General features: G+C 65.8%; 12 protein-coding genes. 8 read left to right on the plus strand and 4 right to left on the minus strand.

The genetic code is table 11. The annotated features are described in order from the left end of the window. Window positions 1–219: 219 nt before the first annotated feature. The 8 genes from phoB to AC1DSN_RS10580 all read left to right on the plus strand — a co-directional run bounded on the left by phoB (window position 220) and on the right by AC1DSN_RS10580 (window position 9,159). The gene (gene phoB, locus AC1DSN_RS10545; protein WP_063570381.1) at window positions 220–909 is read left to right on the plus strand and encodes a phosphate regulon transcriptional regulator PhoB; all 690 of its coding nucleotides are present in this window, start codon (window positions 220–222) and stop codon (window positions 907–909) included. A gap of 34 nt (window positions 910–943) precedes the next feature. Further along, window positions 944–2,224, plus strand: coding sequence for a phosphate regulon sensor histidine kinase PhoR (phoR, locus tag AC1DSN_RS10550; RefSeq protein WP_477330603.1), 1,281 nt, complete (start codon window positions 944–946; stop codon window positions 2,222–2,224). A gap of 99 nt (window positions 2,225–2,323) precedes the next feature. Continuing rightward, window positions 2,324–4,399, plus strand: a complete 2,076-nt coding sequence (ppk1, locus tag AC1DSN_RS10555) for a polyphosphate kinase 1 (RefSeq protein WP_477330605.1) — start codon at window positions 2,324–2,326, stop codon at window positions 4,397–4,399. Next, window positions 4,396–5,541, plus strand: a complete 1,146-nt coding sequence (locus AC1DSN_RS10560) for an MGDG synthase family glycosyltransferase (protein ID WP_477330607.1) — start codon at window positions 4,396–4,398, stop codon at window positions 5,539–5,541. Before ppk1 ends, AC1DSN_RS10560 begins: the two co-directional genes overlap by 4 nt. Then, complete coding sequence (locus AC1DSN_RS10565) at window positions 5,538–6,041, plus strand: hypothetical protein (protein WP_063574300.1); 504 nt, start codon at window positions 5,538–5,540, stop codon at window positions 6,039–6,041. Before AC1DSN_RS10560 ends, AC1DSN_RS10565 begins: the two co-directional genes overlap by 4 nt. Window positions 6,042–6,071: 30 nt before the next feature. Next, window positions 6,072–7,628, plus strand: a complete 1,557-nt coding sequence (locus AC1DSN_RS10570; RefSeq protein WP_477330609.1) for a Ppx/GppA phosphatase family protein — start codon at window positions 6,072–6,074, stop codon at window positions 7,626–7,628. A gap of 65 nt (window positions 7,629–7,693) precedes the next feature. Then, window positions 7,694–8,434, plus strand: coding sequence for a peptidylprolyl isomerase (locus AC1DSN_RS10575; protein WP_477330611.1), 741 nt, complete (start codon window positions 7,694–7,696; stop codon window positions 8,432–8,434). Next, the gene (locus AC1DSN_RS10580; protein WP_477330613.1) at window positions 8,431–9,159 is read left to right on the plus strand and encodes a UDP-2,3-diacylglucosamine diphosphatase; all 729 of its coding nucleotides are present in this window, start codon (window positions 8,431–8,433) and stop codon (window positions 9,157–9,159) included. Before AC1DSN_RS10575 ends, AC1DSN_RS10580 begins: the two co-directional genes overlap by 4 nt. A 72-nt stretch (window positions 9,160–9,231) precedes the next feature. Here the strand turns inward: AC1DSN_RS10580 and AC1DSN_RS10585 are convergent, their stop codons facing one another. The 4 genes from AC1DSN_RS10585 to AC1DSN_RS10600 form a co-directional block, all read right to left on the minus strand. Next, window positions 9,232–10,032, minus strand: a complete 801-nt coding sequence (locus AC1DSN_RS10585) for a ferritin-like domain-containing protein (protein WP_477330615.1) — start codon at window positions 10,030–10,032, stop codon at window positions 9,232–9,234. A 48-nt stretch (window positions 10,033–10,080) separates the two neighbouring features. Next, entirely contained in the window at window positions 10,081–11,559 is a 1,479-nt protein-coding gene (gene purF, locus AC1DSN_RS10590) for an amidophosphoribosyltransferase (protein WP_213948353.1), read from the minus strand. 12 nt (window positions 11,560–11,571) lie between these two features. Further along, a complete protein-coding gene (locus tag AC1DSN_RS10595) occupies window positions 11,572–12,204 on the minus strand; it encodes a CvpA family protein (protein WP_063572210.1) in 633 nt (210 codons plus the stop codon). 42 nt (window positions 12,205–12,246) lie between these two features. After that, window positions 12,247–13,035: SPOR domain-containing protein (locus AC1DSN_RS10600; protein WP_477330617.1), on the minus strand; the 789-nt coding region annotated here is incomplete at its 5' end.

A 13,035-nucleotide genomic window follows, 5' to 3' on the forward strand; every position in this document is an offset into this window, starting at 1 on the left:
GACTACTACCAGCGCTCCCGGATCCAGGCCCGGATCAGCGACCTGACCCCGCTCCTGCTGGAGTTGCGCAAGAAACGCGTGACCACGGATGACAACCCGGACGGGCGTAGTCAGTAAGCCGGCGTCGCAAGATTCGGTGGACTTTCGTGACAATTGTCATTGCCGTGTAACACAGCATGGCTGCAATATGACCGTCACAGCCAACGAGCGGCCTTACGCGTGCATAAACGCATTCTCATCGTGGAAGACGAAGCTTCGATTCGCGACATGGTCGCCTTCGCGCTTCGCAAGGCGGGTATGGACGCGGCTCACGCCGCGGACGCCCGCGCCGCACAGATGGCCATCTCCGAGCGTGTGCCGGACCTGATCCTGCTCGACTGGATGCTCCCGGGCACCAGTGGACTGGAACTGGCTCGCCGGTTGCGCCGCGAGGAGCTCTCCCGGGAAATCCCGATCATCATGCTCACCGCCCGCGGCGAGGAGATGGACCGGGTGAACGGCCTTGAAGCCGGCGTCGACGACTACGTCATCAAGCCCTTCTCCACCCGCGAGCTGATCGCCCGGATCAAGGCGGTGCTCCGCCGCAGCCAGGGCGACGACGGGTCCGGCATCGTCGAACTGGGCGGCTTGCGCATCGACGGGCCTGCCCATCGTGTATTCGCCGGCGAGGAAGCCGTGCCGATCGGGCCGACCGAATACCGTCTCCTCTTCTTCTTCATGACGCATCCGGAGCGCGTGTACTCGCGCGCCCAGCTGCTCGACCATGTCTGGGGCGGCAGCGTGTACGTGGAGGAGCGCACGGTGGACGTCCACATCCGCCGCCTGCGCAAGACGCTGGAGCCGTGGAAGCTCGACGACATGGTGCAGACCGTTCGCGGTGCGGGTTACCGCTTCTCCGCGAATACCTAGGCTAGCGCGGGGTAGCCGCGCTATCTTGGGCGCCATGTCACCTCGCATCCTTACTTCCTGGCGACTGCCAGCCGCGTGCGCCGCCCTGCTTCTCGCGGGCGGCGTCGTTGGCGCGCTCGTGGGTGCGGCAGTGGCTGGCGTGACCGTTGTCGCGCTGGCGGAAATCGTCGCACTGCTGTCGCTGTTCCGTCACAAGTCGGGGCCAATGTTGCAATCGTCCGCCACACCCGCCCCCGAGTATGACCGTCTCATGACCCGCACCCGCCGTATTGCATCCCGCCTGCGCGATCTGCGCAGTGCGGCCGGGACCCTTCCCGATGCCGTGGTCCTCCTGGATCACTCGCTGCATGTCCGCTGGTTCAACCACGCGGCGGAAGAATTGCTCGGCCTGAAACGTCCGCGCGATCGCGGCCGCCTCCTGGCCGACCTCATGCGCAACTCCGAGTTGGCTGAGTGGCTCTCCGAAGGCGCGCGCGAACCGCTCAACGATGTGACCGCACCGGGCCATCCGAACCGCCACGTTACCGCCACCTTGCTGCCATTCGGCAGCCGCCAGCGCCTGTTGTTGGCCAGAGACACCAGCCATCTGACACGCCTGGAGCAAATTCGCCGGGATTTCGTCGCCAACGTGTCGCACGAACTGCGCACGCCGCTGACCGTCATCCACGGCTACCTCGAGCTACTCGATCCCGAAGACGTGCCTGAACTGGCACCCGTGCTCGACGAGATGCGCGCGCAGTCAAAGCGCATGGGACAGATCGTCGAAGACCTCCTCACCCTGTCACGCCTGGAAACCCAGGACCACGTGGCCGACGAACATGTGCAGATGGCCCCGTTGCTGGCCAGCCTGCGCAAGGAGGCTGAGGCGCTGAGCCAGGGCCGGCACACGGTCTCGCTCGACATGGCGACCGCCTTCGATCTCCTCGGCTCGCCGAAGGATCTGCACAGCGCGTTTTCGAATCTGGTCAGCAATGCCGTGCGCTACACACCTACCGGCGGGCGTATCGCCATCCGCTGGGCAGACTCCGAAGGCGGTGGCGCGAAGTTCTCCGTGCAGGATTCGGGCTTCGGCATTCCGGCCACCCATATCGCGCGCCTGACCGAACGTTTTTACCGCGTGTCGTCCAGCCGCTCGCGTGATTCCGGTGGCACCGGCCTGGGCCTGTCCATCGTCAAGCACGTGCTCAACCTCCACCAGGCCCGCCTGGTGATCGAGAGCGAACCTGGCAAGGGCTCGACGTTTGCCTGCGTCTTCGGTAGCGACCGCCTCCTCGATGGCGCCCGGCTGCAGGAAGCCGCTGGCCTGCACCTGTAATCGATGGCAGGCAAGCGCCGCCCGGTTGCTGCGATGCCGCTTTCCGGCATGATGACCGATAGGCCACCATCGGGTGTCGTGAAAGGATCAGCCGAAAGCATGAGCGAGTCTGTCGACCTCGGCGCCCCTGCGCTGTACATCAACCGCGAACTGGCGGCGCTGGAGTTCAATTTCCGCGTGCTGGCCCAGGCACGCGACCCGGATGTGCCTGTCCTGGAGCGCCTGCGTTACCTGACCATCGTCAGCAACAACCTCGACGAATACTTCGAGGTGCGCGTGGCGGTGCTCAAGCATAAGCACGCACTGGGTGCGGCTACACCGGGGGCGGATGGCCTCTCGTCCACCGAGATTCTCGCGCGTATCCGCGAGCGTACCCTCGAGCTGGTCGCGGAAATTTACGCCATCTGGCACGAGGAACTCGGTCCCGCGCTCGCCGCGGAAGACATTCGTTACCTGACGCGCGACCGGTGGACCGACAAGCAACGCCGCTGGCTGCTGGGCTATTTCCAGAACGAGATCCAGCCGGTCCTGTCGCCGCTCGGTCTCGACCCTTCGCATCCGTTCCCGCGCATCCTCAACAAGACCTTGAACCTGGCGGTCGTACTCAAAGGCCGGGACGCTTTCGGTCGCGAAGGCCACATGGCCCTGGTCCGCGCGCCGCGCTCGTTGCCGCGCATCATCAAGCTGCCCGCCGAAGTATCCGAAGGCGACGGCGACTTCGTGTTCCTGGCCGAGGTGTTGCAGGCCTTTGCGGACGAAATCTTTCCCGGCTTCGATGTCTGCGCCTCGTACCAGTTCCGCGTTACGCGCAACAGCGAACTCGTGGTCGAGGAAGCGGAAGTCGAAAACCTGGCGCGCGCACTGAGCGAGGAGCTCGTCGGCCGCGGCTACGCGCGGCCGGTACGCCTCGAGGTCGGTGCGGATTGCCCGCGCGCGATCACCGACATGCTGATTGCCAATTTCCAGCTCGAGGAAGCCGACGTCTATCGTTGCGATGGACCGGTCAACATCATCCGTTCCAGCCTCATCTACGACCAGGTCGACCGCCCCGAACTGAAATTCCCGCGCTTCACGCCGCGGCTGTCACCGGCGTTCGGTAAAGGCGTGAACGAGTTCGACGTACTCGGCGTGCGCGACGTGCTGCTCCACCATCCGTATGAGTCCTTCGCATCGGTGGTCGAACTGCTGCGTCGCGCCTCGCAAGACCCCGGCGTCCTGGCGATCAAGCAGACGCTGTACCGCGCCGGCAAGGATTCCCCCCTGGTCGACCTGCTGGTGGAAGCCGCGCGCAACGGCAAGGACGTCACGGTCGTGATCGAGCTACGCGCGCGTTTCGATGAAGAGGCCAACATCGGCCTGGCCAACCGTCTGCAGGAAGCCGGTGTACAGGTGGTTTACGGCGTCGTGGGTTACAAGACGCACGCCAAGATGCTGCTCATCGTGCGCCGCGAGGGCTCGGGTTTGCGCCGGTACGTGCATCTGTCCACCGGCAATTATCACCAGGGCAACAGTCGCGGCTATACGGATATCGGCCTGATGACTTCGCATCCGGAAATCGGCGAGGACATCCACAAGGTGTTCCAGCAGCTTTCCGGCCTGGGTCCGATGATCCAGCTCAAGCGCCTGCTGCATTCGCCGTTCACGCTCTACAGCGGCGTCATGGCGCGTATCGAACGCGAGATCGAGCACGCGAGCCATGGACGCCCCGGGCGTATCGTCGCCAAGCTCAATGCACTCAACGAGGCACACGTCGTCGAAGCGCTGTACCGCGCCTCGGTGGCCGGTGTGCAGATCGACCTGATCATCCGCGGTGCCTGCACGCTGCGCCCGGGCATTCCGGGAGTGTCGGAAAACATCCGCGTGCGCTCGATCATCGGTCGCTTCCTCGAGCACAGCCGCGTCTACTGGTTCGGCAACGACGGCGAGCCGGAACTGTTCTGTGCGAGTGCGGACTGGATGGAACGCAACCTCATGCGGCGCATCGAAGTGGGCGTGCCCATCCTGGATCCGGCACTGGCGCAACGCGTCTACAACGAAACGCTCGACAACTACCTGCGCGACAACACGCAGGCCTGGATGCTTGGTGAGGACGGGCGTTACACGCGTCGTATACCGGCTACGGGCGAAGCGCCCTATAGCGCGCAGCAATCGCTGCTGGCCGAATACTGCGCGTGACGAGGCGCATCCTGCTCCTTTCGGTTTCCGCCGGCGCCGGGCACGTCCGCGCCGCCGATGCCCTCGAAGCGACGATCGGTGCGCTGGCAGCGGACGGACTGGACGTGGAAGCGCGACACCTGGACGTGATGGACTTCGTGCCATCGAGCTTCCGGCGCATCTACGCTGACTTCTACCTTGGCCTGATCACGCACTACCCGCGCCTGTGGGGCATGCTCTATCGCATCACCGACGACGCACGCCCCGAGGCCGTGACGCAACGTATGCGCCGGACCATCGAGCGGCTGAACACGCGACGGTTGCGCGCGGCCATCAGCGACTTCGCGCCCGACGCCATCGTCTGCACCCATTTCCTGCCTGCCGAGATGCTGATGCGGCAGATCTGCAAGGGCCGGGTGAACGCACCGGTCTATCTGCAGGTGACGGATTTCGACCTGCATCGGATGTGGGTGATACCGGGAATGACCGGCTACTTTGCTGCCAATCCGGAAATCGCCCACCGCATGCGCGCCGTCGGTCTGCCGCCCGAGCGCGTGCACGTCACGGGCATTCCGGTGATGCCCGCCTTCGCCCAGGCGCACGACCGTCGCGCACTGCGCGAAGAACTGGGCATCGATCCGGACCGGCCCGCGTACCTCGTCATGGGCGGCGGCGCAGGCGTCGGCGCGCTCGACGAACTGGCCGATACCCTGCTCACGGGTGGCGGCGATTTTCAGCTGGTCGTGCTGGCCGGGCGCAATACGGACATGCTCGGCCGCCTGCGCATGCTGGCCAGCACGCGGCATGCGGGACGCCTGTTTCCGCAGGGCTTTACCCGCCAGGTGGAGCGACTGATGGCCTGCTGCGACCTGGCGATCACCAAGCCCGGCGGCCTGACCACGTCGGAGTGCCTGGCCGTGGGCCTGCCGATGATCGTCAATGCGCCCATTCCCGGCCAGGAAGAACGTAACGCCGATTACCTGCTCGAGCAGGGTGCCGCATGGAAAGCCATCGACGCGGTCGCCCTGGCCTGGCGAATTCACGAGTTTCAGGCGCACCCCGCACGGTTGGCCGCCATGGCCGCCAGCGCACGGGCGATCGGTCGCCCGCATGCGGCGCGCGACGTGGTCGATACCGTGCTCGCCCTGCTGGATAGCCGATGAGTCATTCGCCGCGCCGCCGCCTCGTCGCTACCCTGGCGACTGCGGCGTTCACGTTCCTGCTCGCCTTCATGTTCGCCCACGTCGAAGTCGAAATCGAAGGGCCGCATGGCTGGGCCACGAGCCTGCCGACCTGGCGCGTCGAGAACCACTGGCTGCTCGACCTGCTGTGGGGCGGCCGACCGATGACCGGGTACCATGCCTGGGTCTTTCCTTTTATCGCCGCCTTTTTCCATTTTCCCATGGTGTTCCAGGGCTACTGGAGCTGGCGTGCGCAGGTTCGCGTCATTGCCTGCGTCATGCTGTTCTGGGTTGCCGAAGACGGCCTCTGGTTCATCCTCAACCCCGCCTTCGGCATCGCGCGCTTCGACCCCGTGAACGTGCCCTGGCACCGACACTGGTGGGGGCCTGCGCCCACGGATTATTGGGTGTTCGGTTTCCTTTGCATCGTCTTGTTCGTTCTTTCTGCCTTGCCCAAAACTCGCCTCGCAAAGCCAGCCTGACAAAAGGCGTTGCATGCAAGCCCCGGCGCCATGCCAGAATCCCCCGATACGCCGCTGCGGACAGATCTCTTGCCGACCTCAGGTAAATCGCAGATCAACGAAGGCGAATTTCTCGCCGCCGTTGACCTCGGCTCCAATAGCTTCCACATGGTGGTGGCTCGTTACGAACACGGTGAACCCCGTGTCATCGACCGCTTGCGCGACTCCGTGCGAATGGCCGTGGGCTTGCGCCCGGATGGGACGCTCGACGAGACCCACCGCGCCTCGGCGTTGGCTAGCCTGGCCCGTTTCGGCCAGCGCATCGCCGGCATTCCCGCCCTGCACGTGCGCGCCGTCGCGACCAATACCGTGCGCCGCCTCGCCTCGCCGCATGCCTTCCTGTCCGCGGCTGAGGCCGCGCTGGGGCATCCGGTGGAAATCGTCTCGGGCCGCGAAGAGGGCCGACTGATCTTCCTGGGCTCGTCACACGATCTGCCAGCGTCGCGCGACCATCGGCTGGTCATCGACATCGGCGGTGGCAGTACCGAATTCATCATCGGCCGCGGTACGGCGCCCTTGTTGACGGAAAGCGTCCAGGTGGGCTGCATCGCCTCAACCCTTCGCTTTTTCCCGGGCGGCAAGATCACCCGCAAGCGCTGGCAGAAGGCCCGCCGGGAAATTGGTGTGCTGCTTCAGCAGTTCTCCGAGGACTACCGCGAAGCGGGCTGGGCCGACGCCTACGGCTCGTCGGGTACCGCCAAGTCCATCGGCTCCGTCGTCCGCGCGATGAAGCTCTCCGACGATGGCATTACGCCCGAGTCGCTGGCCGCCGTGCGTGAAGCTCTGATCGAACAGGGCTCGTCGGGGACGCTCAAGCTGCCCGGCCTGGCCGAAGATCGTGCCGAGGTATTCGCTGGCGGCGTGGCCATTTTCGAAGCCGCGTTCGAAGCGCTCGGCATCGAGCGCCTGCGCGTGTCGGAAAGCTCGATGCGTGAAGGCCTGCTCTGGGACCTGATCGGCCGTTCCGCCGGTACCGATCCGCGCATGGCCAGCATCGATTCGCTGGCCAGCCGCTACGGCGTGGACCGCGCCCAGGCGCGCCGCGTCGAAACCACCGCGCTCGGGTTGTTCGACCAGCTCTGCAAGGCCTGGAAACTCGACGACGACGGCCGTGAATGGCTGTCGTGGGCAGCGCGCGTGCACGAGCTCGGCCTGGCCATCGCGCATAGCCAGCACCAGCGTCACGGCGGCTATATCCTCCGCCACGCCGATCTGGCCGGCTTCTCCCGGCAGGAACAGCAGCTACTGGCGGCCATCGTGGAATGCCATCGCCGCAAGCCCGAGAAATCGGTGATCTCGGCGCTGCCCGTGCGCTATCGGGCGCTGGCCCGGCACATTACGGCCATCCTCCGCCTGGGCGTCCTGTTCCGCCGCGCCCGCCGCGCCGAAGCCCTGCCCCGCATCCGGGTGAGTGCATCTCGCCAGCGCCTTCGCCTGTCGTTGCCGGCGGATTGGCTGGACCAACACCCGCTGACCGAAGCCGACCTCGATCAGGAGCGCGAGCCACTGGCCGAGCTCGGGCTGGATCTCGAGATCGTCACCGAATGACCGCGATCCGCCCGGCGAACGGGCGTATCATGGCGCGATTGTTTCGCCGTCACGACCGGTAACCCATGCTCAAAGCCGTCTTCGCCAGCCTCTTACTCGCCCTGCCCGCTGTGTCCATGGCGCAGCAGACGACCAAGCCGGCAGCGCCAGCGCCGGCGTCCGTCGACCACCCGCGCGTGGTCATGCGTACCACCCAGGGCGATGTCACGTTCGAGCTGTTCCCGGACAAAGCGCCCAAGAGCGTGGCGAATTTCCTGCAGTACGTTCGCGACGGCTTCTATGACGGCACGGTGTTCCACCGCGTGGTCAACGGCTACATGGTGCAGGGCGGCCTCTACAGTCGCGATCTCACCCAGCGCCGCACGCGCGCCGCCATTCCCAGCGAAGCCGACAATGGTCTGTCGAACCTGCGCGGTACGCTCGCCGTGGCGCGTGGTGGCGATCCGAACTCCGGGACGGCGCAGTTTTTCGTCAACCTGGTCGACAACCGCCGGCTCGACTACGTCAGCAACCAGAGCGGCCTGACCTGGGGCTTTGCGGTGTTCGGCAAGGTCGTTTCGGGCATGGACGTGGTCGACAAGATCGCCGCCCTGCCGACTCGCGCGCAGGGCCCCTTCGTCGGCGATGTTCCCAATCCGATCGTGATCATCGACTCGGCCAATGTCGTCGGCGAAGAGAGAGCCCGACCGGCCCCCGCCTCGACGACCGCCACGCCCGCTACGCCGACGAAGGCCGCGCCGGAGCCGACCAAGCCGACCGCACCGAAGAAGGGTGAGAAGAAAACCGCTGCGCCGAAGGCTGCATGAGTACGCTGTTCATCGCCGATCTGCACCTCGACGAAGCGCGCCCGGATATCACCGCCTTGTTCGAGCGCTTCCTCGCGTCGGACGAGGCTCGCTCGGCGACGGCCTTTTACATCCTCGGCGACCTCGTCGAGGCATGGATAGGGGACGACGACGACGCGGAGCTACCAACGCGGATCGCCACCGCGACGCGTGCCCTCAGCGACAGCGGCGTGCCGGTGTACTTCATGGCCGGTAACCGTGACTTCCTGCTCGGCCAGCGTTTTGCCGACCGCGCGGGAATGACCCTGCTCGACGATGGCACGGTGCACGACATCGAAGGCACCCCCACCTTGCTGATGCACGGCGACGTGCTCTGCACCGACGACGTGGAATACCAGGCCGTGCGCGCCCAAGTGCGCACGGCCGCCTGGAAACAGCAGATTCTGTCTATGCCGCTGGAAGCGCGCCGTGCCTTTGCGGCGAAGGCGCGCAGCGACAGCAAGGCACGCACCGGCCAGAACGACGAGACGATCATGGATGTGAACCAGGGCGCGGTGGAAGCAGCGCTACGTCATGCTGGCGTTCACCGCCTCATCCACGGGCATACGCATCGCCCGGCCATCCATCCGTTCGCGTTCGACGACGCGAATGCGGAACGCATCGTGCTGGGTGATTGGTACGACCATGGGTCGGTATTGGCGATCGATGGGGATCGGTTGGATTTGCGTGGAATTTGGCAGGTTTAAGCCCGTCCGCGAGCACCCATCGCCGCTGAAGCGGCTCTGTGTGGGAGCCGATTCATCGGCGATGCTCTTGCCTCACCCCAGCGTCTGCAGCCAATCCAGCTCGCTCTCTGAAAATCCGGCCTCGCGCCGTGCGTCCAGATTGAACGGCCCCCTCAACGACCCATTCATATAGTCGTTGAGCAAGGTGGCAAACATCGCTTCCGGATCGATGCGATCGCGCGCGCAGCACCAGTGAAACCAGCGCGTGCCTGCCGCCACATGGGCGACTTCCTCTCGCAGGATCACCTCGAGAATGTCCACCGTGCGTTCGTCATTCTGCCGACGCAGCCGTTCCATCATGCCCGGCGTCACGTCCAGTCCGCGCGCCTCGAGCACACGCGGCACAAGGGCCATGCGTGCGGTGTCGCTGTGCGCGGTCTTCTCCGCCATTTCCCACAAACCGTTGTGGGCGTCAAAGTCCCCATAGGCATGACCGAGTTCGGCTAGCCGGCCGGCGAGCATCGTGAAATGACGCGCCTCGTCGTTCGCGCACGACGCCCAGTCGCGATAGAACGCAGCGGGCTTGCCGCGAAATCGGTAAACCGCATCCCAGGCAAGGTCGATCGCATTGAATTCAATATGCGCGATCGCGTGCACCAACGCGGCACGTCCCTCAGGCGTACCGAGCCCTCGCTGGGCCAGCTCACGTGAAGGCACCAGCCGCGGACGCTCAGGGCGTCCCGGCGGACCGATTGGCAAAGGCGCAGCGGAGGCCGGATCCGGCGCAAGCAAGCCGTCGCCCAGCGCCACCCACGTCTCGAAACTCAGACGGGTCTTCTCGACGGGATCGGTCGCCTCGAGGCAACGGCGCGCGGCAGCGTGGAGATCGTGCATGACGGAGGGTGGCGGCGTGGCGGCGCGCGGAAACGCGCCGCCCCTCGCTCAGGCGCTACGGCGTTCGTTCTTGGCCGAATCCGAACGCATGGCTTCCTGCTGTTCGAGGAAGCCGGCATCGACGCCCGTCACGTATTCACCGGAGAAGCACGAGGTGTCGAACTGGGTCAGTGATTCGTTACCGTCAGCCACCGCCTGGATCAGGTCTTCCAGGTCCTGGTAGACCAGCCAGTCGGCGCCCAGCGCCTTCTCCACTTCTTCCACCGTACGGCCCGCGGCCACCAGCTCGGACGCCGCCGGCATGTCGATGCCATAGATGTTCGGGTAGCGCACCGGCGGCGCGGCGGAGGCGAAATACACGTTCTTCGCGCCGGCATCCCGGGCCATCTGGATGATCTGGCGCGAGGTGGTGCCACGCACGATCGAGTCGTCAACCAGCAGCACGTTCTTCTTGCGGAATTCCAGCTCGATGGCGTTGAGCTTGCGGCGCACAGATTTCACGCGCTCACCCTGGCCCGGCATGATGAAGGTACGGCCGATGTAGTGATTCTTGACCAGGCCCTCGCGCATCGGCACGCCGAGCGCCTGGGCAAGCGAGCTGGCCGCGGTGCGCGAGGTGTCGGGAATGGGGATGACCGCGTCGATGCCGTGATCCGGACCGCGCTCGCGGAGGATCTTCTCGGCCAGCTTCTCACCCATGCGCAGGCGTGCCTTATAGACCGAGACGTCCTCGATCATCGAGTCTGGACGTGCCAGATAGACGTATTCGAAAATGCACGGGGCGTGGATCGCGCCTTCCGCGCAACGCTGCGTGTGCAGCTCGCCACCTTCGGTGACGATAACGGCTTCGCCCGGTTCGATGTCGCGGATGCGCTTGAAACCCAGCACATCGAAGGCGACCGACTCGGACGCGATCGCGTACTCGTGACCTTCGGCCGTGATGCGCTCGCCCAGCACCAGAGGACGGATGCCGTTCGGGTCACGGAAAGCGATGAGGCCGTAGCCGAGCACCAGCGCGATGCAGGCGTAGCCGCCGCGGGCACGCGCATGCACGCCTGCGATCGCCTTGAAGACGTGCTCCGGCGTGAGGTCGCCGCGGTCGTCCACCTGAAGCTCGTGCGCGAGCACGTTGAGCAGCACTTCGGAGTCGGAGTCCGTGTCGATGTGACGACGGTCGTCCTCGAACATCTCCTTGCGCAGGGCCTCGGTGTTGACGAGGTTGCCGTTGTGCGCAAAGGCGATGCCGTAAGGGGAGTTCACGTAGAAAGGCTGGGCTTCGTCCGTACCCTCCGAACCCGCGGTCGGATAGCGGCAGTGACCGATACCGATGCGTCCGCGCAGCTTGCTGACACCAGCCGAGTTGAAGACGTCGCGAACCAGCCCGTTGCCCTTGTGCAGGCGCAGGCGTGCGCCGTCCACGGTGGCAATGCCGGCGGCATCCTGCCCACGATGTTGCAGGACGGTCAGGCCGTCATACAGGGCCGACGCCACTTCCGTGGTGCCGACGATGCCGATGATTCCGCACATGGGTGTTGCCTTCTACGAAGTGGCCGCCGTGGTCGCGGCGGCAGGGTGAACATGATCTTTGTCCGGTTGCGCGGGGGTGGAGAAGTCGCGCAACCTCATGAGGTCGTCCTTGCTGGGCAGCTTTACGTCCGGCATCTTCAGGTTTTCCAGAGCAGCAGGCGGATGCATGTATCCGCGCACGTTCTCCGGCACCTGCTGACCCAGCCATTCAGCCGCGCCACGGAACTGCGGCATCATCGCCGACTCACGCCACATCGGGGCGTTAGCCAGGGGCGTGAAGCTCACGACGAACACGACCAGGGCCACGATGAGTACACCGCGAGCCAGGCCGAAAAGCATGCCGAACAACCGGTCGGTGCCGCCCAGTCCCGTGCTCGCGACCAGGCGCGAAATCATGAACCGGATCAGCCCGCCGACCAGAAGCACGGCGATGAAACACAAGCCATAACCGATCGCCACGCGCGCCGAAGGCAGGGACACGCTGCTTTCGAAGTAATGCGCCAATGACGGGCCGTACGTCCAGGCCACCCAGAAGGCGGCGACCCAGATGACGAGCGAGAGCACTTCCGAAATGAGGCCGCGCACGAGGCCGATCAAGACCGAGATGAACAGGATCGCGAGGATGACGCAGTCGATCCAATTCACGTGACAGTCCCCGGTTTCACGGTGAGAGCGGGTCGCAGCGCCTTACGGCGCCGAAACGACGACGCCATCCAGGCCGACCTTGGCCTTGATCTGGTCTTTCAGGCGCACGGCGTCGTCGCGCTGGGTCTGCGGCCCGGCGCGCACCCGCCAGAGCTTGGCTCCCGCGCTGGAGGCGACGCTGTCCACGTAACCGGCAATCCCCGCCCCGCGCAGCTTGTCGCGCAGGCGCGTAGCCTCGGCCTCGCTGCTCACGGCAGCGACCTGAACGGCAAATCCGCCCGCGTGCGGAGGCGCGACCGGTACGGTGGCGCTGGCTGCGGCGGGCGCGGGTGCGGCGGCCGGCTTGGGCGGCGCTGGAACGTCGGCGGTCTGGGTCTCTGCCCGGGACGAGAGCGTGGCGGGTGCACCCGGCGCGGCAGCGGTGATCTTGAGGCGGGCCGCTTCGGCGGCGGCGCGGGATTCGAAGGGGCCCGCCGTCACGCGGGTCAGTGCCTTGCCGGCCTGGTTGGAGGCCGACGTGCTGACCGGGTAGCCGAGCGCCCGAACCTTCTGCACCAGCGCGTCAGCCTTGCTGTGATCGGCGTAGGCGCTGAGATTGATGGTGAAGCTGCCGCGTGCGGCCGTACCGACCGGAAGGGCGGCAGCCGGCGGGGTCGCGACCACCGGGGACGGCGCCGGGGCAGGCGTCTGCTTCGGCGGCTTGCTGGTCACCGGCGCCGTGGGCGTGGCGGCGGGTTTGCTGCCGGCCGGTGCATTGGCGAAGTCTTCCGGCAGTGCATCCACGGGCTTGCGCGAGGCGATGTCCACCGAGGCGAGCTTGCTGCCATTACC

This window comes from Luteibacter sp. P4_D7_3 (assembly GCF_056401735.1).

Bases quoted from the DNA above. Each gene is read 5' to 3' on its own strand.
- phoR (WP_477330603.1), top strand. From the start codon at position 944: ATGTCACCTCGCATCCTTACTTCCTGGCGACTGCCAGCCGCGTGCGCC.
- ppk1 (WP_477330605.1), top strand. From the start codon at position 2,324: ATGAGCGAGTCTGTCGACCTCGGCGCCCCTGCGCTGTACATCAACCGC.
- AC1DSN_RS10565 (WP_063574300.1), top strand. From the start codon at position 5,538: ATGAGTCATTCGCCGCGCCGCCGCCTCGTCGCTACCCTGGCGACTGCG.
- AC1DSN_RS10570 (WP_477330609.1), top strand. From the start codon at position 6,072: ATGCCAGAATCCCCCGATACGCCGCTGCGGACAGATCTCTTGCCGACC.
- AC1DSN_RS10575 (WP_477330611.1), top strand. From the start codon at position 7,694: ATGCTCAAAGCCGTCTTCGCCAGCCTCTTACTCGCCCTGCCCGCTGTG.
- AC1DSN_RS10580 (WP_477330613.1), top strand. From the start codon at position 8,431: ATGAGTACGCTGTTCATCGCCGATCTGCACCTCGACGAAGCGCGCCCG.
- AC1DSN_RS10585 (WP_477330615.1), bottom strand. From the start codon at position 10,032: ATGCACGATCTCCACGCTGCCGCGCGCCGTTGCCTCGAGGCGACCGAT.
- purF (WP_213948353.1), bottom strand. From the start codon at position 11,559: ATGTGCGGAATCATCGGCATCGTCGGCACCACGGAAGTGGCGTCGGCC.